The organism is Pseudomonas sp., assembly GCF_040514055.1.
Taxonomy (GTDB): Bacteria; Pseudomonadota; Gammaproteobacteria; order Pseudomonadales; family Pseudomonadaceae; genus Aquipseudomonas.
The window spans coordinates 1-23,932 of record NZ_JBEVDL010000094.1 but is presented as its reverse complement, the minus strand read 5'-3'; the positions used below and the strand labels follow the sequence as shown (position 1 = coordinate 23,932).

The following is a 23,932-nucleotide window of genomic DNA, read 5'->3' as shown; positions in this document are numbered from 1 at the left end:
GACTACTCGCCGGATGGCGCGGCGAAATAGGCCTTTTCACGCTGGGTTTTCTTACGCACCAGCGGGCCCAGCAATTTTTTCAGCAACGCGGTGACAGGGACCACGGTGAGGATCAAACAGAACAGGAAGACGAAATACAGCAGGATCCCGGCCTTGCGCGCCCGGCTACCCTGGGGTCCCAATGCCGCCAGCAGCAGGCTCCACAGGCGAAAACTGCGGGCACCAACTCGCTCGCTGGCGATCAGTTTCTCATTCACCCGCACCGCCCCCAGACCGCGCAGCATCGGCGCCTCGATCGGCAGCGGATCACGCACCAGGCGCGCGCCTATGGCTTCGCCGAAACGACTGGCGGCGGCGATCTGCCCATCGCTGATGCCGGCCTTGGGCAACCAGGACCAGCGCTGGCGATCGCCGGTGAACATCCATAAGGGGGTGGTGAGGAAACTCCAGGCACTGCCACACTCGTCGATCACCGCGACATTGTCCACCAGGCGCGCGCCCAGGGTGGCGAGCCGGGCCTTGACCTTTTCCTGGGCCATCAGCCACATATTGCGGCAACCAATCAGGGTCAGCACGGGTGTGCCCCGCAGCAGCCGCGCCGCTTCGGGGGTTGCAAGGAAACCGGTGAGCGGCAGCGAGGGCGACAGAAACCACACCTGATAGGCCAGGATCACCAGGTCGTAGCGGGTCTCTGCGTCCACCGCCAGTGGCAGCAAGGGCGGCGGGCGCATCAGCACGGTTTCCGGAAAAATGCCGAAAAAGCTGAAAAACGGCCAGGGAAAGGGGTAAGGTCGTGCCGGCTGCAGGGCCAGGAAGTCCAGCCGAATGCCTTCCTGGCGCAACAGGGGCGCGCAGACCGATTGGACCAGGCGATCCAGCTGGCCCGTTTGCGAGTAGTGCACCACCAGAATCCGCCGCATTCCAATCATTCACGCCGCCAAAACGGCCCGAATTATGCCATATAGCCTGCGTAAACTTGTAACGATCCGCGCCCAGACTGGGCTGTTGGCCCTGACGATCGGGCTGTTCGGGGGCGCCGTCGTGGCCGCCGACATCGAGGTGCAGGTCGCCGGCTGGGCCCCACTTGGAACCCTGCGGGCCGCGCTGGTGGCCGCCGACCAGGCGGACTGGCCGGAGCGCCCCCTGCGCCTGGTGGAAAGCCAGACGGCAGCTCTGCGCTTCGATGAGGTGCCGCCGGGGCGGTACGCGGTGCAGCTGTACCAGGACAGCAACGGCAACGGCCAGCTCGACCTCAGCCCGCGCGGCATCCCCCAGGAACCCACCGGTTTTTCCGGCAACCCCGCTCAGCTACGGGGCAAACCCGCCCTGGCCAGCGCCGTGTTCGAGCACGGCAGCGCCCCCAGCCAGCTCAACATCGTGCTGCGCCAGCCGCGCCGGCCAGCGGCCGCCCCGCCGCCAGTGCCCGCGGCACAACCGGCGCACTAGGGCCTGTGGACATTAAGCATCGCGAGGCGCGTTGCCGCGAAGAAGGGGTCCAGGCAAGGCGCGAAACGCCGGCAATGGTCATTCCCTTGCCCAGTTTCGCAACGCGGCATGGGGCACTTGTTCGCGCAACCCGCAGGGCAGGCCCTGTTTTGATGCGACAGGGGATGACGCGTGGTTCGTTCTGACGCCCCCGACGGCTCGTTTCATGCTGGGTAGGGTTTCAAAACCAGGGTCGGCGCGGCCGTGCGGGTAGTGCCCACAGGCCCTAGCGCACCGCCTGTCACTGCCCAGCCAGCGCCGGGTCGGCGGGACGCCAGATCAAGCGCTCGGTGTCGTAACCCTGCTGCCGGGCGACCTCGAGCAAGCGCTCGCGCAGCGCGTCGCTGGCCCTGGGCTCGCGGGTCAGCAGCCACAGGTACTTGCGGTTGGGATGCCCGACCAAGGCGCTGCGGTAGTCATCATCCAGGGCCAGGATCCAGTACTCGCCCCGGGTCAGCCCGGGAAACAGGCGGCTGAACCAGGTGTCGAACTGCACCCAGAGCTTGTCCGTTTGACCCGCTACCTGGGGCACCGCCGTGCCTTCCACCTGCTGCGAGCCACCGCCCTCGGTGGTGCAACGGTTGGTCACCGCCACGCTGCCATCGTCACGCAGCCGGTACAGGGCTTCGGACTGCAGGCAGTTACGCTGAAAAAACATCGGCAGCCGCGCCTGCTCGTACCAGGTTCCCTGGTAACGCCGCAGGTCGACCGCTCCCACCGTTTGCGGCGGCGCCAGATCGCTGGCGCAGCCCGTCACTACCAGCATCGCGACAATCAAGAGTGAGCGCATAAGCTCGGTCCTCGACAAAGGGATAAAGCGCCGGGCCAGCCCGCTATTTGAGGCCCTGGCCGGAGAACAGCAGTACCTTGTCGCCGGCGTACTGCACGCTGATAAACCGCTGCTCGTCACCCCAGGTGCAGCTGGAAAGGCCCAGGGCACCGGAACACTCGGTGGGGTCACCGAGCAACGCCTGCACCTCGGTTCGATCCATTCCCGCCGTCAGTTGGGCATAGTTCTCCTGGGTCAGTTTGTTACAGGCGGCCAACAGCAGGCACAGGCTCAGCAAGGCGATCGAACGCAAAGGCATGACAGTGATTCCTAGGGGTGACGATAGAAAACGCAACGAAACGGCTCGGCGTGACGTATTGGACGTCAGAAGCCTGAGCCCGGTTCCTGCAGGAAGCCCAGTTCTTCGGCCGTTGACCGGCGGTCGAGCAGGGCATTGCGATGGGGAAAACGCCCGAAACGGGCAATCACCTGGCGGTGCCGCTCGGCATAGTCGAGGTAACCGTCGAACAATGACTGCTCCGCGGCAGGGGCTTCGGCCCGCAGGTCACGAAACAGCTGCACGGCCCGCACCTGCAGCGCCAAGTCCTCGGCATGCTCGAAGACCAGGTAGACAAAGACCCGCGCGATGGCCGGCACCTGCCGATCCCAGCCCTGGGCCAGGCCGCGCTCGACCAGCGCCTGGGCCCGCAGGTCGCCGGCATAGGCGCGGCCGCTGTCGCGCAACACCATGCGCGGCAGCTGGTCCAGCAGCAGGATCAACGCCAGCCAGCCCGGTGGGCTGTGCGCCCAGTCCTCCAGCCCACCCTTCAGCGCCTGCTCGAGCAACGCGCCAAAGCGCTCGCGCGCCTCGCGGTCCTGCTCCGCTCGTTTGCCGAACCACAGGCCCTGACGCACGCTCGCCACCTCCAGCGCCGTGGCCGGCGGCCCGAACCACCAGTCCAGCAGCGGCTGCCAGGGCGCGGTCACACTTCAGGCCTGGTGATAGGCGCTGACGCGCTCGACTTCTTCCTTGGAGCCGAGGAAGACCGCTACCCGCTGGTGCAGGGAGGTCGGCTGGATATCGAGGATGCGTTGCAGGCCATTGGTCGCGGCGCCGCCGGCCTGTTCGACGATAAAGGACATCGGGTTGGCTTCGTACATCAGACGCAGCTTGCCGGGCTTTTGCGGTTCGCGGCTGTCGCGCGGGTACATGAACAGGCCGCCGCGGGTCAGGATGCGGTGCACGTCGGCCACCATGGCCGCGACCCAACGCATGTTGTAGTCCTTGCCCAGGGGACCGCTCTTGCCGGCCAGCAGCTCTTCGACATAACGCGTCACCGGCGCTTCCCAGTGGCGCTGGTTGGACATGTTGATGGCGAATTCCTGGGTGGTGGCCGGGATGCGGATGTTGTCGTGGGTCATGACGAAACTGCCCAGCTCGCGGTCCAGGGTAAAGCCCTTGACGCCGTCGCCAAGGGTCAGCATCAGCATCGTCTGGGGACCATAGATGGCATAACCGGCCGCAACCTGCTCGGTGCCCGGCTGCAGGAACGCGTCCTCGCCCAGGTCACCGCTCTCGCCATTGCGCTCGGGACAGCGCAGCACCGAGAAAATCGTGCCGACCGAGACGTTCACATCGATATTGGACGAGCCGTCCAGCGGGTCGAACACCAACAGATAGGCACCCTTGGGGTACTGGCCAGGGATCTGGTAGGCATTGTCCATTTCTTCGGACGCCATGCCGGCCAGGTGACCGCCCCACTCGTTGGCCTCCAGGAGGATTTCGTTGGACAGCACGTCGAGCTTTTTCTGCACCTCGCCCTGGACGTTTTCGGTTTCCATGCTGCCGAGCACACCACCCAGGGCGCCCTTGGACACCGCATGGCTGATCTCCTTGCACGCGCGGGCCACCACCTCGATTAGGAACCGCAGGTCGGCCGGGGTGTTGTTGCTGCGGGTCTGCTCGATCAAGTAGCGGCTGAGGGTAACGCGGGACATGGAAGGCTCCGGGGGAAGGAAAACCCGCGCAGTTTAGCGCGAGTGCCTTGCCTCAGACAGAGCGGCGTTATGCAGAGTTCAGTGAGCACAGCCCGACAAGCCGGACTTGCCGCACAGTCCGGACCGGTGGAAAGGGGGGGCAGTGACCATCCGGGGCCACGCCGGACGCCTCCGGCGTGGCCCGCAGGCCGTTAGAGGTCGAGCACCAGCGACAGGTTGACGCCCTGTTGGGTGTCGTCTTCGCCCTGGCGCAGGCTGTAGCCGCCGCGCAAGGCCAGGCCGCTGCCCAGTTGCTGGTTGAAGCCCAGGCTGACGCGGTTCATCTTGTCCTCCGGGGTGTAGCCCTGCAGGCTGAAGCCCAGGCTTGGCAGGCTGTTGAGGGACAGGTCGAGCTCGCTGGCGTCGTCCTCGTACTCACGCTCATGGGCCACTTCGCCGAACAGCTGGGTGTCGGCGCTCAAGGCGTAACGCCCTTGCAGGCCCACGCCGAGGCGCTTGGACGTGCGTTCCTGGTCGCCGAAGGCCAGCGCCGTGGAGCGTGCGCCGCTCTCGGAATAGCCGTCGACCTCGACCCGGGCGTAGTCGCCGCTGACAAAGGGGCTCAGGTGCCAGACGCTGCCCTCCTCCGCGATGTCGTAACCCAGGCGTCCGCCGAAGGCCCACAGATCCCCCTCGGTGTCGCCTTTTTCCGTGCGCTGGCCGACGCCCAGGTCGAAACCACGCTGCAGGTCGTCATAGTCCAGCTTGCCCCCGGTGGCGCTCAGGTCGGCCCACCAGCGGTTGTGCTGGTACTGGGCGAAGGCCGTCAGCAGGTAGCTGCGCAGTTGGTAATCCGAGGCCTCGGCATCCAGCTCCTGCTCGTCCAGGCCCAGCGCCAACCCAACCCGCCAGGCGTCGTCCAGCCGGTAGCTGGCGCCCAGGTTCAAGGCGTATCCGTCGCTGTCGGCATCCACCGAGGCCGCTTGACGGTCGAAATCCTGCTGCTGCCCCGAGCCACTGACAAAGGTGCGCAGTTGGCCGGCCGGTTGCCAGGCCTGCCAATCGGCCTGCCATTGGCTGCGCAGCTGGTCCTGGTGGGCCCGCAACGTACCGTGGGCCATCTCCGGCAGCAGGGTCAATTCGTAGGGTGCGCTAAGCAGCGAGACGGTGTAGTCGGCGACGATGCGCTGGCCGGTGATGGTCGGGTGCACGCCGTCATTGAACAGCAGGCGGGTCGGATCCGGGGTGGTGCCGTTGATCCCGTAGACCGGGTTGACGTTGGCACAGCCGTCGAAGCAGGTCAGGGTCAGGTTCTGGTCCGTGGCCAGGCCGAACTGGCCGGGATTGGCCACGGCCTCCTTGACCAACAGCGGCACATTCAAGGGGATGATTTCGGCGTCGATGCCAGCCAGCTGGTGGGCCAGCTCCTGGTTGAAACCCGCCGCCAGCGGCGCGATAAAATCCGAGACCCCGGCGTTCAGGGCGAAAGGCGTCTGGCTGACATCGCCGAGCAATGGCACCACGATATAGCGCGCGCCCGCCGCCTGCAGGGCGCGCACGCTGTCCGCCACACGACCGGCCGAGGCCACCGCCTGGGGCTGGCTGAGAATCAGCCCGTCGAGAAAGTCGTTGCCGCCGGCGCTGACATAAAACAGGGTGTTCGGGTCCACGGCCAGGCCACGGTTGGCCAGTTCCACCAGATAGGCCTCGCGGACCCGCAGGTTGGTGCCGTCGGTGGTCTCGACCACCGAGCCTTCGCCGCTGCCGGTGATCGAGTCGTAGACCTGCGCCGTGATATTGCCGCCCACGGCATAGTTACGCCCGTCAGCCTGGCCCAGGGCTTCGTTGACCGGCGAGGTCGAGCCAATCGAGGGCCCCAGGCCCAGTTGCTCGCTGATCAGCATGGTGGCATTGGGCGCGTAGATTTCGCCGGAGCCGCCCTGGAACGTCGGGCCCACCCGGTTGGTGAAACGCCGGGTCGCCCCGTCCGGGCCCGCGGTGTCGGGAAACTGCCCGGCATCGCTGAGGCTGTCGCCGAACACCACGAATCCGCTGTAGGGCGAAGCCTGTACCGCGGGAGCCAGGGCCAGCAGGCAAGCGGCGGCCAGGGGCGTCAACACTCGTTTCATGGGGTACTCCTCGACATTATTGTTATGGGACTTACAGGACAGTGAATCTAGCCAGTTTCTAGAGCAAATGCACTAGGGCCTGTGGACACTATCCGCACGGCCGCGCGAACCTGGTTTTGAAACCAGGCCCGGCATGCAACGCGCCGTCGAGGGCCGACGAACGAACAATGCGTAATCGTTTATCCCATCAAAACAGGCCCGGCCCTGCGGGTGGCGCGAATAAGAGCGCATACGGCGTTGCGAAACTGGGCAAGGGAATGACCCTTGCCCCAGCGTCCCGCGCCCGGCTTGGCCTGGCCTGGCCTGGGGCCATTTTCCGCGGCAACGCGGCGCGGGTGGCGAGCCTGAGCAGGCCCTAGAGGGTGATCGGCTGAGCGCCGCTGCGAGCCGGCAATGTCGCAGCGGGCAGCGCCCGGCACAGGCTTTCCACCCGCAGGCAGGCCTCGGCGGCGGCCGCACCCGGCATGACCAGGAGCAACGCCCCGCCACCGAAGCGAAACACCGCCCGGACCTCTCGCGACTAAGGACTGCGTTGCGCGCGCAGCAGGCTGAACGCCATGCCCGCCAGCAACGCCACGCCCGCCAGCAACACTGCCCACAGGCCGATGCGCTTCCAGTCGATCCCCGGCGAGGACACCACGACCACTGGCGCTTCGTGTCGGCGCACATTGGCCACCGACGCGACGCCCAGCCCGCTCAAACGAGCGGCGCTGTAACCGGGGATCAGCGTCTCCAGTGGCAGGTCCGCCGCCCGTGCCGAGACGTTGCCCAGTGCCAGGGTATAGGGCCCATTGCCACGAGCGAGGAAGACCAGCTCGGTGGCGTGCACCGCCACCCGGGCCTGCGGTACCTCGGCACCCAGCCCCCCGCCCCGGGCATCGACTCGCAGGTTCAGTTGCTGCACGGGCCAACCCGGCAGCTCCAGCTCGTCCTGGCGGGCTTGACGTCCGCCTTCGGGCAGGCGGTAGAGCAGGCCACGGGCCAGCGGTTGCCAGGCGGACGCCGGCGGCGTGCGCCCACTGACGATCACCGGGGCCAGGGTATTGGGCTGTTGCAGGTCGAGCCGCAGGCGCTGCAGCGGCAGCGCCAGGGGCAACTCCCATTGATATTCACCGCTCTCCAGGCGCCGACCGGGCAAGGGCTCCGACCAGCTCAACGGCGGGGCCTGCTCGGCGCGGCTGGCGCCGATCAAGCGGGCGCCCTGCAACTGCGGCGCCTGGGTGGGGGCCTGCCAGAGCAGGCGCAGGTAGCGCGCGGACTGCCCCGGCAGCTCGACCTCGGGCTGCTCGATACGCTCGGCGGCGAACGTCAGCCGGGCAATCTGTCCCTCACCCCAGGGCTGCCACTGTTGCAGGTCGTCGCTGGCCTCGATGGAGAACCGCTGAAAGCCTTCGGACTCGGCACTCCAGTCGAGAATCAGCCGTTGCAGCGGCAGGTCGAGGGCACCGCCGTCCAGCAGCCAACCGCGCAGCACCTGACCCTGGGCCAGCGGCGGCGCCTCGGGCAGCACCTCGATCAGGGTCCCGTCGGTACCGCGCTGCACGCGGATGCTCGACAGATCGGGGGTGGCATCCGCCGCGCCGTAGAGGGGGAAACGCCGCGCCTGGATCTCCTGAGCCGTGGTTGCGGTCTCGGAACGCTCCCGGGTCAGAGCGTAGGCCTGGGCCTGGCCCTGAGCATCGAACACCCGCAGGTCGCGAAGGTCGGCGTGCCCGGCGGCGAAGCGCAACGCCATGGGCAACTCCAGCCGGTACCAGGGCCCTTCCCCGCTCAGGGTCAAGTCGCCGTGGCTGGCGAAGTCCGTGACCGCGGCCGGGCCCGCCGGCGCCTCAAGCGCCATGTTCAGGTCGGCGCAGGCCAGCAGCGCGGCAGCGCCCAAGAGGTGAAACAGCGTGGGGCGAGAGGTCTTCAACGCTCGGTCTCCGGTTGGGTTTGACGGGGCGGCAGGGGGGCGAAGTAACCCACCACCAGCAACAGCACGCCCACTCCGATAAAGGACACGATGCGTTCCAGGCCGCCACGATTGCCCAGCTCGACGAAAAACAGCTTGGCCACCACGACTCCGATCAAGGCGGCGCCCAACAGCCACAGTTCGCGACGTCCGCGGCGATGGCCGAGGATCATCAGCGGCAACGCGATCAGGGTCCAGACCAGCGACCAGCCGGCTTGCACCTGCATCGACTCGAGCAGCGGCCCAATACGGTAAGGTACCCCGCCCCACTGATGTACCGCGCGCAGCACCGCGGTGCTGAGCAGGGCGAACAGCGACGCGCCGGCCAGCAGCAGCGGCAGCCGGGTGGCCTGGGGCTCGGCGATACCCAAGGGCACCAGGCCGAAAGCCAACCAGCGATACAGGCAGAGCAGGCTGATCGCCAATCCCAGTTCCAGGGGATTGAGCAACGGCAGGTAGGGCAAGGGGTCGGCGTTGCCGTCGCTGAACAAGGTGGCCAGCCAGAACCACGCCAGCATCAGGCCGGCCAGGGGCGCCGCCGCCCACAGCCGGTATTCCCGGGGGAAGGCGGACAACGGCCATGGGCCACGCGCCGGCGCGGTCCAACTGGACCCGGCCGGTTGCACGGTCCACCACAGGTAGGCGCTGGGCAACAGCGCCCAGCCCAGCCAGCGCCAGGCGTTGTATTGCTCGGACAAGGCGTACAGCAGGTAGCGCAGCTCCAGCGACAACACGCCGAGGATCAACCAGCAGCCCAGTACATGGCTGGCACTCAGCGGCCCCGCGGGCAGCAAGGGGGCCAGGCGCCGCAGACTCAGCAGGTGCACGGCGAACACCAGCCCCCAGCCGAGCCAACCGAACTCCGCCGCCGGGTGATACCGGCTGTGCCAGGCGTACAGCAGCACCAGTGCCCCGGCGGGAACCAGCAAGGCACACAGGGCGGCCAGGCCACGCCATTGACTGCGCACGGCGACCAGGGCCCAGAGCGCGGCGGTGACGGCCGCCACCAGCAGCAGCGCCGCCGCGTGCCGCTCAGGGATGCAGAAACGCAGCACCTCGCTGACCCCGGCCAGTACCCACCAGGCGCCGCCCCAGACCAGCAGCAACTGGGACAGCTGGGCCAGGCTGATCGCGCTGAGCGCCTGATCGGCGGGGCGAGCCTGCTGCAGGCGCCAGGCACCGACCAGGGCGGCCAGGGCCAGCACCGCCGGAGTCCAGAAACCGGCATGGGCCAGCGGGCTCAAGCCTTCGCCACTGAGACGGCCCAGCAGCAGCGGGCTGGCGGCCAGGAACGCCAGCCCGCCCAGGACTTGCAACGCCAGGCCGAAAACGAAACTGGCGCGCTGTTGCAGCTGCAAACTGAGCCAGACGATCAACAAGCCGCTGCCACCCCAGACCGCGCTGGCGCTCTGCCAGGGCAATACGAACAACACTGCCAGGTTAAGAAAGACCAGGCCAAGCAACAGCAGCACCGACATGCCGCGCAGTAACCGGCGGTCGCACTGCACCAGTGGGTCGCGCACCGCCAACAGCATGCCGCCGATCAGCGTCAGGCCGATCAGCGATGCCGTCAGCAAGCCGCGCCAGCCGTCGTCCAGTACGCCGCCCGCCGCCCCCTGACCCGCGTCGAGCTGCAGCAGGAACACCAGGCCACCGAGCAACTGCACGGCAAAGGCGCAGAACAGAAAGACCCGCGCCTGCAGGCGCAGGCCCAGCCAGAGCGTTGCCAGGCCCGCCAGCGCCCAACTGATGGCAGTGGCCTCGGCGCCGAACAGCAGCGGCGCGATCAGGTACAGGAACCCCAGGCCGGCCACCGCCAGCCACGGTAATAGCCGACCCTGCCGGTCACTGAGCACTGCGGGGGCAGTAGCCCGCTGGCGCAGTTGCCAATAGCTGAACGACAGCGCCAGGCCGAGCATCAAGGCGCCCAAGGGCGAGCCCTGCAGCAGGCTGTCCATGCCGACCCGCAGCCCCGGGAGAAAGGCCAGGGCGGCACCGGCCTGCAGCAACAGGGCAAAGGCGCGCGCCAGCCGGCGACCCTGGCGCAAGCCCAGCCAGTAGATACCCGCCCCTTCCACCGCCCAGGCGGCGGAGGTCCAGCTGGCGTCCAGGCCCAGGGGAATCGCCAGGCTGGCGAATACCACACCCAGGGCCAGGCAGGTTTCCACCAGCAGCGAGGCGCGCCCGGCCGTGCGCCGAGCCAACAGGGTCGCCAGGGTCAGGTAGAACAGGCCCAGGCCCAGGGCGCTGAACGCGGCGCCGAACTCCAGGTGGCGCACCAGCGCGACCTGCAGACCAAACCCCACCAGCGGCGGGCCGAACAGCACGGTGCCATCGACATAGTCGCCCTGGCGCGCCGACCAGCGCAGCAAGGCGTCGCGCTCGAGCGGCGCCTCTCCCGCCGCTGCCGCCTCGCGCAGCTTGCGCCGGGCGAACAACAGGCCGATGGCCACGTACATCAGGAAAAACAGCAGCAGGAATGGCTCGGTGCTCCCTAACAACTCTGGCGCATAGTTCTTCAGCCCCCAGGCGAAACCGATGCCAAAGGTGCCGACAAAACCGACCAGGTTGAGCAGTCGCCAGGCTTTGAACCAGGCGATGGCGAAAATGCCGCCATTGAGCAGGATAAAGTAGGAAAACAGCGCCACATGGTTGCCGCTGCCGGTGGACGTCAGGATCGGCGCGGCAAAACCGCCGAGCGCCGCCGCGACCGCCAACCCGAGGGCATTCTGGGTCACCGCCAGGATCGCCGAACATAGGGTCACCAACACCAGCAGGCCGAGCGCTGCCTTCGGATCGAGCAGTGGGTGCAGGCGCATGGCGGCGAACACTGTCAGGTACATCACCGCGATCCCGGCGCCCTGCAGCATCAGGCCGTAGTTGGGGTTGCGCAGCCGTAGCCACCAGCCCAGCCCCAGCAAGGCCATGGCGCTGGCGGCCACCCCGGCGTAACGCGCTTCCAGGGGCACCACCATGCCTTCGGTGGCATAACGCAGCAAAAACGCCAGGCCGAGAAACAACAGCACCACGCCAATGCGCAGCACCGTATTGCCGCCGAACAGCCAGGCCTTGGCCAGCTCGAAGCCATGCTCGACGATGGAGGGCTGGCGCGGTTCAGGCGCCTGGGCGGGCGGGCGTGGCGGCGGCGCAGGCGATTCAACCGCTTCGGCGACCCAAGGCGAGGGCTCCTGCCGAGTTGCATCCGCGCTGGCAGACTGGCGCGGCGCCTCGAAGGGCAGGTCGGCCGGCAGTTCCCAGATCAGCTCCGGCGACGCTGGCAGCGGCGCATGAGGAACCGCTACCCGCACCGGGGGCGCAGGCACTTCGACCTCGGCCGGCGCGACCACGGAGGGCTCTGTGGCCTGGACCGGCGGCTCGACGGGCGCCTGCTCGAGCCGCCGCAGTCGTTCGTGCAGCGCCTCGGTGCCGTCATCGAAACGCGCGGCAAAGGTTTTCAGCTGCAGGGTCAGGCGCGCGTTTTCCCGCGCCAGCGTTTCCAGGCGCAGCGCCTGCGCCAGCCCCAAGCCGAGCAGAAAGCCCAGTATCGCCCCCGAGGTGGACTGGCTGACCAGCCCACCGCACAGCAAACCGACCAGCATGAACAGCCATTGCATGCAGTGCGCCTCTAAGGGAGAAGTAGTGGGGGCGTAGCGCCTCGGTAACCGCCGACGAGCCTATAACAACCCCTGCACTGGTACCACTGAGACGCCCGTACTCTGAGAAGCAGGCACATTTCGCCACCATTCACCGGCCTGATCACGACCAGCCAGCAGATCTTTGTTCACAAATTCACCAACACCGCTATCATGCCGCGCCCAGAACGCCCCGCTACAGGTGTGGAAAATGAACAAGTTGTTGATCGTCGGTGCCGAACTCGATCGGACGGATACCTGGATCAAGTACGAAAAGACCATGTGCAGCAGCTGCAACTCCAGTTGCTGCACCCTGCCGGTGGAAGTGCGCTTCAACGACCTGCTGCGCCTCGGCCTGGTCCAGGAGTTCGAGCGCGGCGAGCCGCGCAAGCAGATCGCCAAGCGCCTGATGAAGGAAGGGGTGGTCGAACGTTTCCACCAGAAGAGCGAAATCTTCACCCTGGTGCGCATGGGCAATAACGACTGCCTGTACCTGGACCGCAAGAGTCGCCTGTGCACCGTATACGACCTGCGCCCGGACACGTGCCGCAACCACCCCAAGATCGGCCCACGCCCGGGCTTCTGCGCCTACAAGCCCAAGGCCTGAGGCGGCCGCGCGGCGCCCTGCTGCGCGACGCTCGGCCCCGGCCGGCGCAGGGTACTGAAGTCGATCAGCGCAGCCGGCTGGTGCGGGTCGCCGATCAGCCGCGGCCGCGCCTGGAACTCTGCGTTCACCAGGCTCTTGCTTGGCTCCCACTCCTTGAAGCGCAGGCCTGCCAGGTCGGCCCAGGTGTGGATCAGGTCAGCGCTGCTGTAAGGCCTTGCCGTGACACCAGGCGGCGGCGCGCCCCAGCCCGGCGACGTCCAGAGCAGAAAGGGGATGGTGTACATCGGCGCCGTTGGCCGCGCCTCGTTGCGCCCCAGCACCGCGCCCTCTGGCGAGTCGAACACCGCTTCGCCGTGGTCTGACAGGTAGAGCAGAAAGCCCTCGGGCGTGCTCGCGGCGAACCGCTCGATCAACCCCGCCACCACATGGTCGTTGTACGCCACCGCGTTGTCGTAGGCGTTGTAGGTCGGCACCTGGTCATCACGGACCCAGGCGGGTACGCCCTGGCGATCGTTAAAGCGCTGGAACTCGGGCGGAAAACGGTACTGGTAACTCATGTGCGTGCCCAGCAGGTGCACCACGATCAACTTGCGCGGCGCGCCATCGGCGAGCACCTTGGCGAACGGTGCCAGCACTTCACCGTCGTATTGGCGAGCGTCCTGGCTGAGGTTGTTGTTCAGGTAGACCTGCTCGTCCGCCTGCTGGGAGAAGGTCGTGAGCATGGTGTTGCGCTTGGTCATGGTCTGCTGGTTGGTGATCCAGTAGGTCTTGTAGCCGGCCTGCTTCATCAGGTTGATCAGTGACGGCGTGGTCAGGTAGGCGTCGGGATGCTGCTCATCGGCGAAGGTCAGCACCTGCTGCAGGGCCTCGATGGTGTAAGGGCGTGGCGTCACCACATTGTCGAACACCGCCAGCTGGTCACGCAGCTTATCCAGCTCGGGCGTGGTGTTGCGGCCGTAGCCATAAAGGCCCATGCGCTGACGATTGGTTGACTCGCCGATCACCAGCACCAGCGTGGCGGGTTGCCCGGCATGGGTATCCACCAGCCCGTGCAGCGGGGGAATGCGGGCGTTACCGGCGAGCAAGGCCTGCATGTCCGCCAGCTGCTCGCGGTAGCGGCGGTAGCCGATCAGCAGCTGCCAGGGCACCGCCGGTTCGAAGCGCGCCTCGAATTTCTCCAGCGCGCTGGCCAGGCTCGCTTGCCGGTGCACCTGCTTGGCCAGCGGGTACAACAGCAGGCCGGCGACCAGCGCCAGGCTCAACGCCAGCGCCTGCGGGCGCCGCAGCGCCAGTGGCCGCAGGCGCCGCCACAAATACCAGGCGCCCAGGCTGTAGGCCAAGTACACCAGAGGCATCCACCAGGCGAAATACTGCACCAGGTATTCGCGACTTTCGGCCAGGTTGGATTCGAACAGGATAAAAATCACGCTTTGGGAAAACTGCTGGCCGTAGATGCAGAAGTACCCCAAACCGACCAGCGAGCTGAGCCACAGCAATAGCCCCAGGCCCGCGGCGATCGCCCGCGCCCGCGCGGGAAACAGCAGCACGGGGATCAGCCAGAGGGCACTCATCAGGAACGCCTGGCGGAAGGCCTCGAAGCCGGCATGCCCGCTCAGCAGGATCAGCAGTTGGGTCAGGCCGGAAAAATACCAGAAGAACAGAAACAGCCAGCCGAGCGCCGCCCAGTCATTGCCCGAGCGTGACTCGAATGGGGCGCTGCTGTACATGCCGACCTCCTGCGTGACGGGCTACGCCCGGGGTGGGCGATCTGTCAGCAGCAGGCTACGGGAGCAGGCGTGAAAGCTTCGTTGTCGGCCGACGTGGTCTCGCCCGACGCAGCGGCGCCCGCATAAAAAAACCCCCGCCATCGGCGATGGCGGGGGTCTGGTTCAGCGGATATCGCTATCAGCTGTTTTTCTTGGCGGCGCGGGTACGCTCGCTTTCGCCAAGAATTTTCTTACGCAGGCGAATCGACTTGGGCGTCACTTCGCACAGCTCGTCTTCCTGGACGAATTCCAGCGCCTGCTCCAGGGTGAAGCGGATCGGCGGAACCAGGGCGATGGTTTCGTCCTTGCCCGAAGCGCGCATGTTGTCGAGCTTCTTGCCCTTGGTGGGGTTTACGCCCAGGTCGTTGTCGCGGCTGTTGATGCCGACGATCTGGCCTTCATAGACGTCCTCACCGTGGCCGAGGAACAGCTTGCCACGGGCCTGCAGGGTTTCCAGCGAGTAGGTCAGTGCCTTGCCGGTGGCCACCGAGACCAGTACGCCGTTCTGACGGCCGGACATGTCGCCGGACTTCATTGGAGCGTAACGATCGAAGATGCTGGTCAGGATGCCGGCACCGGAGGTCAGGGTCAGGAACTCGTTGCGGAAGCCGATCAGGCCACGGGCCGGGATGTTGTACTCCAGGCGCACGCGCCCTTTGCCATCCGGCACCATGTTGGTCAGGTCGCCCTTACGGTTACCCATCTGCTCCATCAGCGCGCCTTGGGACACTTCCGGCACGTCGATGGTGACGTTTTCATAGGGTTCGTGGCGAACGCCATCGACCAACTTGATGATCACTTCCGGACGGCCGACACCCATCTCGAAGCCTTCGCGCCGCATGGTTTCGATCAATACCGAGAGGTGCAGTTCGCCACGGCCGGAGACCTTGAACTTGTCGGCGGTGTCGCCTTCTTCCACACGCAGGGCCACGTTGTACAGCAGCTCCTTGTCCAGACGCTCCTTGATGTTGCGGCTGGTGACGAACTTGCCTTCCTTACCGCAGAACGGCGAGTCGTTGACCTGGAAGGTCATGCTCACTGTGGGCTCGTCGACGGTCAGCGGCTTCATCGCTTCCACGTTCAGCGGGTCGCACAGGGTGTCGGAGATAAACAGCTGGTCGAAACCGCTGACGCAGACGATGTCGCCGGCGGCGGCTTCATCGACGTCGATACGGTGCAGGCCGTGGTGGCCCATCAACTTGAGGATACGGCCGTTGCGCTTCTTGCCGTTGACGTCGATCGCCACCACCTGGGTGTTGGGCTTGACGCGACCGCGAGCGATGCGGCCAACGCCGATCACGCCGAGGAAGCTGTTGTAGTCCAGGGCCGAGATCTGCATCTGGAACGGACCGTCACGGTCGACTTTCGGCGCCGGGACGTGGTCGATGATGGCCTGGTACAGCGGGGTCAGGTCTTCGGCCATGTCGGTGTGTTCCAGACCGGCGATGCCGTTCAGGGCCGAGGCGTAGACGATCGGGAAGTCCAGCTGCTCTTCGGTGGCGCCGAGGTTGTCGAACAGGTCGAAGATCTGCTCAACCACCCAATCCGGACGCGCGCCCGGACGGTCGACCTTGTTCACCACGACGATCGGACGCAGGCCGGCTTCGAATGCCTTCTTGGTCACGAAGCGGGTTTGCGGCATCGGGCCGTCCTGGGCGTCAACCAGCAGCAGCACGGAGTCGACCATCGACATCACGCGCTCCACTTCACCGCCGAAGTCGGCGTGACCGGGGGTGTCGACGATGTTGATGTGGAAACCGTTCCAGTTGATCGCGGTGTTTTTCGCCAGAATGGTGATGCCGCGCTCTTTCTCCTGGTCGTTGCTGTCCATCACGCGCTCGTCGTTGAGCTCGTTGCGCTCAAGGGTGCCGGACTGGCGCAGGAGCTTGTCGACCAGGGTGGTTTTGCCGTGGTCAACGTGGGCGATGATGGCGATGTTGCGGAGATTTTCGATCACTTGTGTATCTCGATCAGGGGATTCGGTGTGCTGCCTAGTTTAGGCGGCGATTGGCAGAGAGTCTCATGCAGCGATGACAACTGGTCGGTCGGGGGGGCGATGGCGGATGCTGCCGCCATTGAGCCCCGGGATCCTATGCCGGACGATAAACGCGCACATTGGCATGTCCCTCGCTGAGCAGGTGGTGGGCATGCAGGCGACTCATCACGCCCTTGTCGCAATAAAGCAGGTACTGGCGGGTCGCATCCAGGGTCTTGAACTGGCTGTTGAGGGCGAAGAACGGCAGGGCCTGCACCTCGATATCCGCCAGGCGCAACGGCTGCTCCTCCTGGGCATCGGGATGGCGGATGTCCAGCACGATCTGGCCCGGCAGCGCCTCGGCGACTTCCTCGACCTGCAGGTCCTGGCCCAGCTCCTCGATTACCCGGTCGATCGACACCAGCCGGGTGCGCTCCAGGGCACGCTCGAGCACGGCCAAGTCGAATTGCTCTTCCTCGTAGACCACCCGCGCCGGCTTGGCCCGGGTAGTCGGCCCGACCGAGATGACACCGCAGTATTCGGGCATGTGCTTGGCGAACTCGGCGGTGCCGATCCGTGTCGCGGTGTCGATGATGTCTTGCTTGTGGGTGGTGATCAGCGGACGCAGCACCAGTTTATCGGTGACCGCATCGATCACCGACAGGTTCGGCAGGGTCTGGCTCGACACCTGGGAAATCGCCTCGCCGGTGACCAGCACCTCGATGTCCAGGCGGTCGGCGATGCGGCTGGCGGCGCGCAGCATCATGCGCTTGAGCACCACGCCCATATGGGCATCGTCGACCTTGCCGAGGATCTCGCCCAGCACTTCCTCGAAGGGCACGCTGACGAACAGCACGCGCTGGGAACTGCCAAACTTGTTCCACAGGTAGTGCGCCACTTCCATCACGCCCAACTCGTGGGCACGGCCGCCGAGGTTGAAGAAGCAGAAGTGGCTGATCAGCCCGCGGCGCATCATCTGGTACGCCGCCACGGTGGAGTCGAAGCCACCGGACATCAGCACCAGGGTCTGCTCCAGTGCCCCAAGCGGGAAACCACCGATGCTGTCGTGCTGGTGGTGGATGACAAACAGGCGCTGGTCGCGGATCTCCATGCGCACCACCACCTGGGGTTCCTTCAGCGAGATGCCGGCGGCGCCACACTGCTGACGCAGCTGACTGCCGACATAACGCTCGACGTCCATGGAGGTGAAATCATGCTTGCCGGCGCGCTTGCAGCGCACGGCGAAAATCTTGCCGGGCAGCAGGTCAGCGTAGTGACGCTTGCACTGCTCGAGGATGTCCTCGAGATCACCCAGCGGGTACTCGTTGACCTCGAGAAAATGCGCGATACCCGGGGTGCAACTCAGGCGCTCGACCATGGTGCGCAGCGTGCGCGCATCGTCCACCAGGGTCTCTAGCTCGAGGTTGTCCCACACGCCGGTCACCCGCAGGGCCGGATCCAGGTCACGCAGCACCGCGCGAATGTTCTTCGCCAATTGCCGGATGAAGCGCTTGCGCACCGGACGGCTTTTGATGGTGATTTCTGGAAAAACTTTAACGATAAGTTTCATGAAACAGCGCGCGCGGTGCCAGCCTGAAAAGAGGGGCGCGGATTATAGCGGAAATTGTTCACGGTTTAACCAATTTTCGCACACCTCATCCGCAGCGCACCAAATAAGCGCACAGACATTTCATGATGACCCACAAGAGTGCAGCAAACCCGCGAACTGTCCGGCGCAGCCCGCGCCAGCCCTGACGATCAGGGCCTTAGCCCATTCCGGGGCACTGGCATGCAATTTGCTCCCTTGTGAGGCAGATAAGCCTGGCGGACTATGCCGCCGGTTTCACGGTTTTTTTAAGGGCTGGCCTTACAGCCCTTGCCACCTGGAGGACACCATGTCGAAGTCGCTTCAACTCATCAAAGAACACGACGTGAAGTGGATTGATCTGCGCTTCACGGACACCACAGGCAAACAGCACCACGTGACCATGCCGGCACGTGATGCGGCCGATGAAGACTTCTTCGAAGTCGGCAAGATGTTCGATGGCTCCTCCATCCATGGCTGGAAAGGCATCGAAGCCTCCGACATGATCTTGCTGCCGGACGACAGCACCGCCGTGCTCGACCCCTTCACCGAAGAGCCGACCCTGATCCTGGTCTGCGACATCATCGAACCCTCGACCATGCAAGGTTATGACCGCGACCCGCGCGCCATTGCCCACCGCGCCGAGGAATACCTGAAGTCCACCGGTATCGGCGACACCGTGTTCGTCGGTCCGGAGCCGGAATTCTTCATTTTCGACGAAGTGAAGTTCAAATCCGACATCTCCGGCTCCATGTTCAAGATCTACTCCGAACAAGGTTCCTGGATGTCCGACCAGGACGTCGAAGGCGGCAACAAGGGTCACCGCCCGGGCGTCAAAGGCGGCTATTTCCCAGTCCCGCCATTCGACCACGACCATGAAATCCGTACCGCCATGTGCAACGCCATGGAAGAGATGGGCCTGGTCATCGAAGTGCACCACCACGAAGTGGCCACTGCCGGCCAGAACGAAATCGGGGTGAAGTTCAACACCCTGGTGGCCAAGGCCGACGAAGTGCAGACGCTGAAATACTGTGTGCACAACGTCGCCGACGCCTACGGCAAGACCGCCACCTTTATGCCCAAGCCCCTGTACGGCGACAACGGCTCGGGTCTGCACGTGCACATGTCCATCTCCAAAGATGGCAAGAACACCTTCGCCGGCGAAGGTTATGCCGGGCTGTCGGACACCGCGCTGTTCTTTATCGGCGGCATCATCAAACACGGCAAGGCCCTGAACGGCTTCACCAACCCCTCGACCAACTCCTACAAGCGTCTGGTCCCGGGCTTCGAAGCACCGGTGATGCTGGCCTACTCGGCGCGTAACCGCTCCGCCTCGATCCGTATCCCCTACGTATCCAGCCCGAAAGCCCGCCGTATCGAAGCGCGCTTCCCGGACCCGGCCGCCAACCCCTACCTGGCCTTCGCGGCCTTGCTGATGGCAGGCCTGGACGGTATCCAGAACAAGATCCACCCCGGCGATGCTGCCGACAAGAACCTCTACGACCTGCCGCCAGAAGAAGGCAAGCTGATTCCGCAAGTGTGCGGCAGCCTGAAGGAAGCCCTGGAAGAGCTGGACAAGGGCCGTGCGTTCCTGACCAAGGGCGGCGTGTTCAGCGATGACTTTATCGATGCCTACATCGAGCTGAAAAGCGAAGAAGAAATCAAAGTGCGCACCTTCGTGCACCCGCTGGAATACGACCTGTACTACAGCGTCTAAGTTTCTGCGGGCCGCGCCAGCGGCTTGAACAAAAGGCCTCTCCCGCTCCGGGCGAGGCCTTTTTTGTTTAAGCCTGAGCCGGATTCCGGCGCGCTCAGCTGCGCAACCAGGTCAACCCCGGCGCAGCCTCCCCTTCGGCGTAAAAATGCTCGATCGCGGCAAGGGCCATGTCCTTGGAGACGTTTTGACTCTGCGGGAAACAATCGAGCTGACCGCCGATCCGCAGATCTTCGCCCCGCGCATCCGACTTCGCCGGATCGACCCGCGTATGGAGTGCCCGATCCACGTCGACACTCATGATCACCGAGAAACGGTTGGCGCCGCCGCCAACCATCATGCAGCGACCCGCGCCGACGCTGAACTGCACTTGTGTCCGCCGCCTGCCGTCAAGCCGCTCCAGAGCCGCTTTCGCCCGCCCAGGCGTCCAATCGCCAGATTCGACGCAACGCAGCTCGCCGCCACTCCATTCACCTTCACACATTACTCGTGCACTCATTCGACCTCCTGCATGTCGCCGCAGTCTCGACCCGCGCCCCCCACGGCCGATGCACGCTGCTGAAACCCCGAGTGCGCTCAGGCAGCCCCCGGGCAGCCAGGGCGTGCTACGCCTACACTGCGCAGTGGCGCCCCTGGCAGTCTGGCGCGCACCCGGCCGGGATGCCGGGCCCATGCATTCACCCGCCATTATGATGCGATCAATCCTTGCCCGGCCGCACAACCAGGCTCGCCCGGGCTTGCCAGCGCGCCCCGGCGGTGCAAGGCTAGAGCCCCGGAAGCCGCTGTCGCCAGGCGGCCGGCACCGGACAGTACCTGGATACTCCATTTTGAGTGGGAGCTCGGTTATGCGCTTGACCCTCACCTGCCTGCTGCTGAGCCTGACATTACCGGCCAGCGCAGCGATCTACAAATACACCGACGCCAAGGGCAACATCGTCTACACCAACCAGGCACCGGCAGGTACGGCAAGTGAAACCGTCAACCTGCCCACGATCAACACGGTCGAAATGAAAGCCCCTGCCGCCGACGCCAGCGACGGCGCTGCCAGCAAAGCGGCGCCAGACGGCGGCAATGGACCTTATGAGTCATTGAAGATCGGCAACCTGCCCAGCGAGGAAGCGCTGCGCGCCAATAACGGCACCTTTAGCGTGACAATAAGCGCACAACCGCCCCTGCTGCCTGGACACACATTTCGTGTGCTGTTGGACGGCAAACCTTATGGCCCGCCGACTTCCGGGACCAACCTGCAACTGAACCAAATTGATCGTGGCGACCACAACTTGGTGGTTCAGGTACTCAGCGGCGATCAAGTCATTCAGCAAGGCGCACCCACTCCCTTTACCGTGCAAAGGGTCAGCACCACTCCCCCTCCCGCCAAACCCACCCCCAAGTCGGCCCCCTGAACCATGCGTTTTATCCTGCTTAGTCTGCTCCTGGCCAGCCTTTCAGCGACCGCCGAGGTCTACACCTATATCGATGCCGAGGGCAATCGCGTCTATACCGACAATCCCCGCTCGAACAAGGCCGAACGCATCGAAATGGCGCCCACCAACGCCACCGAAATGAAACCGGGGGCCGACATTCGCCCTCCGCCGGCCTTTAACGCCCCCACAGTTGCACCGGCCTACCAATTGCTGCGCATTCTTGTCCCCGAACCGGACGCAACCATCCGTGATGGTGCCGCAGGCGACCTGATCGTCACGGCCACCAGCGAGCCCACGCTGCTCGACGGGCATCAGTACCGCCTGACACTGGACGGCAAACCAGCCGGCGAGCCAGGTCGCAGCCCGGTCTTTCCACTGAAGAACCTGGACCGCGGCACCCATCAGCTGGCCGTGGAGATCATCGATGGACAAGGGCGCATCCTTGAGCGCACACCGAGCCAGCCGTTTCATATGAAGCGCATCAGTCTGGAAGAGAAACGCACCGTCCAGCCTTGCCAGAAAGACGACTACGGCCACCGGCTGGAGTGCCCACTCAAGGACAAACCACCGGAAGAGCCTGGACTGCTTCGCCGCCTGATACCCAGCCTGATACCTAGCCTGATGCCCCCGCCCAAGTAATCACCCCGCTGCGCCAGGGTTAACCCACCCTGGCCAGGCGCGTGTACCAGCTCCATCGCGAATCGCACTGCGTTGGGCCGGCACTGCGCGTCACACCTGAGCCAGGGCCGATACAGCGTCCGGCGCGACCGCGCGGGGAGAATGCGAGCCGGTCGCAGCGCACCATTTAGGAGCGCTGACGCGCACGACTTTCTATACTCTCCCCATTTTGGTTCATCGACGCCCGCCCTCCGCGCCACTTGGCCCCCTGCGGTGCACCCTGCCAGCGATTCACGCGTCGTTTCGGGGCTTTGGTTTGTTTTTTGCATTTTCCGCTCTACTTCCGGAAAGCTGCCCATGACCATAAACGACGCACTGCACCGCCTGCTGCTGGATAACCTGACCACCGCGACCCTGTTGCTCAATGCCGAACTGCGTCTTGAGTACATGAACCCAGCGGCCGAAATGCTGCTGGCCGTCAGCGGTCAACGCAGCCACGGCCAATTTATCAGCGAACTGTTTACCGAGTCGCCGGAGGCCCTGGCCTCGCTGCGCCAGGCGGTGGAACAGGCCCATCCGTTCAATAAGCGCGAAGCCGTGGTCACCGCCCTGACGGGCCAGACACTGACGGTCGATTACGCGGTGACGCCGATCCTCAACCGCGGCGAAACCCTGCTGCTGTTGGAAGTCCATCCACGCGACCGCTTACTGCGCATCACCAAGGAAGAGGCGCAACTGTCCAAGCAGGAAACCACCAAGATGCTGGTGCGTGGCCTGGCCCATGAAATCAAGAATCCGCTGGGAGGGATCCGCGGCGCCGCGCAACTGCTGGCCCGCGAGTTGCCGGATGAAAACCTCAAGGATTACACCAACGTCATCATTGAGGAAGCCGATCGCCTGCGTAACCTGGTCGACCGCATGCTCGGCTCGAACAAGCTGCCGTCCCTCGCCATGACCAATGTGCACGAGGTACTGGAGCGGGTCGGCAGCCTGATCGAGGCCGAGAGCCAGGGCAGCATCACCTTGGTGCGCGACTACGACCCCAGCATCCCCGACGTGCTGATCGACCGTGAGCAGATGATCCAGGCGGTACTCAATATCGTGCGCAACGCCATGCAGGCCATCGGCGGGCAGAACGAACTGCGCCTGGGGCGCATTACCCTGCGCACCCGCACCCTGCGCCAGTTCACCATCGGCCACACCCGCCATCGCTTGGTGACCAAGCTGGAGATCATCGACAACGGCCCGGGCATCCCCTCCGAGCTGCAGGAAACCATCTTCTACCCCATGGTAAGTGGCCGTCCGGACGGCACCGGGCTGGGCCTGGCCATCACCCAGAACATCATCAGCCAGCACCAGGGCCTGATCGAGTGTGACAGCCATCCAGGCCACACCACGTTCTCGATCTTTCTGCCACTGGAACAAGGAGCCACATCGACATGAGCCGTAGTGAAACCGTATGGATCGTCGATGACGACCGTTCTATCCGTTGGGTTCTGGAAAAGGCCTTGCAGCAGGAAGGCATGACCACCCAGAGCTTCGACAGCGCTGATGGCGTGATGAGTCGTCTTGCCCGTCAACAGCCTGACGTGATCATTTCCGACATTCGCATGCCCGGTGCCAGTGGTCTGGACCTGTTGGCGCGGATTCGTGAGCAGCACCCACGTTTGCCGGTCATCATCATGACCGCTCACTCCGATCTGGACAGCGCTGTCGCCTCGTATCAGGGCGGCGCGTTCGAGTATTTGCCGAAGCCGTTCGACGTTGATGAGGCGGTGTCGCTGGTCAAGCGCGCCAATCAGCACGCGCAGGAACAGCAAGGCCTGGAAGTCGTTCCGGCGCTGACGCGCACCCCGGAAATCATCGGCGAAGCGCCGGCGATGCAGGAAGTGTTTCGCGCCATCGGCCGCTTGAGCCACTCCAACATCACCGTGCTGATCAACGGTGAATCCGGCACCGGTAAAGAACTGGTCGCCCACGCCCTGCACCGCCACAGCCCGCGCGCGGCCTCGCCGTTTATCGCGCTGAACATGGCGGCGATCCCCAAGGATCTGATGGAGTCCGAGCTGTTCGGCCATGAGAAAGGCGCATTCACCGGCGCAGCCAACCTGCGTCGCGGCCGCTTCGAACAGGCGGACGGCGGCACGCTGTTCCTCGATGAAATCGGCGACATGCCGGCGGATACGCAAACCCGTTTGCTGCGGGTTCTGGCCGACGGCGAGTTCTATCGCGTTGGCGGCCATGTGCCGGTCAAGGTCGATGTGCGCATCATCGCCGCGACGCACCAGAATCTGGAAACC

Annotated in this window: 20 protein-coding genes; 7 read left to right on the top strand and 13 right to left on the bottom strand. The window is 65.1% G+C overall.

What is annotated here, in order from left to right; all coding sequences use genetic code 11:
* Positions 1 to 2: 2 nt before the first annotated feature.
* Complete coding sequence (locus tag ABWY06_RS24400) at positions 3 to 920, bottom strand: dialkylrecorsinol condensing enzyme (RefSeq protein WP_353928178.1); 918 nt, start codon at positions 918 to 920, stop codon at positions 3 to 5.
* 85 nt (positions 921 to 1,005) lie between these two features.
* Here ABWY06_RS24400 and ABWY06_RS24395 point away from each other — a divergent pair, with 85 nt between their 5' ends.
* Positions 1,006 to 1,446: a DUF2141 domain-containing protein gene (locus tag ABWY06_RS24395; RefSeq protein WP_353928177.1), complete on the top strand. Its 441-nt coding sequence runs from the start codon at positions 1,006 to 1,008 to the stop codon at positions 1,444 to 1,446.
* A gap of 280 nt (positions 1,447 to 1,726) precedes the next feature.
* Here ABWY06_RS24395 and ABWY06_RS24390 read toward each other — a convergent pair whose 3' ends face one another.
* The 8 genes from ABWY06_RS24390 to ABWY06_RS24355 form a co-directional block, all read right to left on the bottom strand.
* A complete protein-coding gene (locus ABWY06_RS24390) occupies positions 1,727 to 2,275 on the bottom strand; it encodes a lipocalin family protein (RefSeq protein ID WP_353928176.1) in 549 nt (182 codons plus the stop codon).
* 43 nt (positions 2,276 to 2,318) lie between these two features.
* Positions 2,319 to 2,573 (bottom strand): outer membrane protein assembly factor BamE domain-containing protein, encoded by a 255-nt coding sequence (gene bamE, locus ABWY06_RS24385; protein WP_353928175.1) that lies wholly within the window; start codon positions 2,571 to 2,573, stop codon positions 2,319 to 2,321.
* 65 nt (positions 2,574 to 2,638) lie between these two features.
* Positions 2,639 to 3,241, bottom strand: coding sequence for a DUF924 family protein (locus ABWY06_RS24380; RefSeq protein WP_353928174.1), 603 nt, complete (start codon positions 3,239 to 3,241; stop codon positions 2,639 to 2,641).
* A 3-nt stretch (positions 3,242 to 3,244) separates the two neighbouring features.
* Positions 3,245 to 4,252 carry a class 1 fructose-bisphosphatase gene (locus ABWY06_RS24375; RefSeq protein WP_353928173.1) on the bottom strand — a complete coding sequence of 336 codons (1,008 nt, stop codon included), beginning with the start codon at positions 4,250 to 4,252 and terminating at the stop codon, positions 3,245 to 3,247.
* 191 nt (positions 4,253 to 4,443) lie between these two features.
* Positions 4,444 to 6,360, bottom strand: a complete 1,917-nt coding sequence (locus tag ABWY06_RS24370) for an autotransporter domain-containing protein (protein ID WP_353928172.1) — start codon at positions 6,358 to 6,360, stop codon at positions 4,444 to 4,446.
* 355 nt (positions 6,361 to 6,715) lie between these two features.
* Positions 6,716 to 6,862, bottom strand: coding sequence for a hypothetical protein (locus ABWY06_RS24365; RefSeq protein WP_353928171.1), 147 nt, complete (start codon positions 6,860 to 6,862; stop codon positions 6,716 to 6,718).
* A gap of 18 nt (positions 6,863 to 6,880) precedes the next feature.
* Positions 6,881 to 8,200, bottom strand: coding sequence for a DUF3999 domain-containing protein (locus ABWY06_RS24360; protein WP_502948249.1), 1,320 nt, complete (start codon positions 8,198 to 8,200; stop codon positions 6,881 to 6,883).
* A gap of 68 nt (positions 8,201 to 8,268) precedes the next feature.
* The gene (locus tag ABWY06_RS24355; protein WP_353928169.1) at positions 8,269 to 11,925 is read right to left on the bottom strand and encodes a DUF2339 domain-containing protein; all 3,657 of its coding nucleotides are present in this window, start codon (positions 11,923 to 11,925) and stop codon (positions 8,269 to 8,271) included.
* 229 nt (positions 11,926 to 12,154) lie between these two features.
* On the opposite strand from ABWY06_RS24355, the gene ABWY06_RS24350 reads away from it, so the two are divergent.
* On the top strand, positions 12,155 to 12,550 hold the full coding sequence (locus ABWY06_RS24350; protein ID WP_353928168.1) for a YkgJ family cysteine cluster protein: 396 nt from the start codon (positions 12,155 to 12,157) through the stop codon (positions 12,548 to 12,550).
* Here ABWY06_RS24350 and cptA read toward each other — a convergent pair.
* From cptA to thiI, 3 genes are all read right to left on the bottom strand, one after another.
* Positions 12,532 to 14,277 (bottom strand): phosphoethanolamine transferase CptA, encoded by a 1,746-nt coding sequence (cptA, locus tag ABWY06_RS24345; RefSeq protein WP_353928167.1) that lies wholly within the window; start codon positions 14,275 to 14,277, stop codon positions 12,532 to 12,534. The genes ABWY06_RS24350 and cptA overlap by 19 nt on opposite strands.
* 178 nt (positions 14,278 to 14,455) lie before the next feature.
* On the bottom strand, positions 14,456 to 16,273 hold the full coding sequence (typA, locus tag ABWY06_RS24340; protein ID WP_353928166.1) for a translational GTPase TypA: 1,818 nt from the start codon (positions 16,271 to 16,273) through the stop codon (positions 14,456 to 14,458).
* 133 nt (positions 16,274 to 16,406) lie between these two features.
* The gene (gene thiI, locus ABWY06_RS24335; protein WP_353928165.1) at positions 16,407 to 17,861 is read right to left on the bottom strand and encodes a tRNA uracil 4-sulfurtransferase ThiI; all 1,455 of its coding nucleotides are present in this window, start codon (positions 17,859 to 17,861) and stop codon (positions 16,407 to 16,409) included.
* Between the two features lie 325 nt (positions 17,862 to 18,186).
* Between thiI and glnA the strand changes: the two genes are divergently transcribed.
* Positions 18,187 to 19,593, top strand: coding sequence for a glutamate--ammonia ligase (glnA, locus tag ABWY06_RS24330; protein ID WP_353928164.1), 1,407 nt, complete (start codon positions 18,187 to 18,189; stop codon positions 19,591 to 19,593).
* A gap of 94 nt (positions 19,594 to 19,687) precedes the next feature.
* Here glnA and ABWY06_RS24325 read toward each other — a convergent pair whose 3' ends face one another.
* Positions 19,688 to 20,089 (bottom strand): hypothetical protein, encoded by a 402-nt coding sequence (locus ABWY06_RS24325; RefSeq protein WP_353928163.1) that lies wholly within the window; start codon positions 20,087 to 20,089, stop codon positions 19,688 to 19,690.
* A 346-nt stretch (positions 20,090 to 20,435) separates the two neighbouring features.
* On the opposite strand from ABWY06_RS24325, the gene ABWY06_RS24320 reads away from it, so the two are divergent.
* From ABWY06_RS24320 to ABWY06_RS24305, 4 genes are all read left to right on the top strand, one after another.
* Entirely contained in the window at positions 20,436 to 20,993 is a 558-nt protein-coding gene (locus ABWY06_RS24320) for a DUF4124 domain-containing protein (RefSeq protein WP_353928162.1), read from the top strand.
* 3 nt (positions 20,994 to 20,996) lie between these two features.
* Positions 20,997 to 21,653: a DUF4124 domain-containing protein gene (locus ABWY06_RS24315; protein WP_353928161.1), complete on the top strand. Its 657-nt coding sequence runs from the start codon at positions 20,997 to 20,999 to the stop codon at positions 21,651 to 21,653.
* 336 nt (positions 21,654 to 21,989) lie between these two features.
* Positions 21,990 to 23,075 (top strand): nitrogen regulation protein NR(II), encoded by a 1,086-nt coding sequence (gene glnL, locus ABWY06_RS24310; protein ID WP_353928160.1) that lies wholly within the window; start codon positions 21,990 to 21,992, stop codon positions 23,073 to 23,075.
* Positions 23,072 to 23,932: sigma 54-interacting transcriptional regulator (locus ABWY06_RS24305; protein ID WP_353928159.1), on the top strand; the 861-nt coding region annotated here is incomplete at its 3' end. The genes glnL and ABWY06_RS24305, both read left to right, overlap by 4 nt.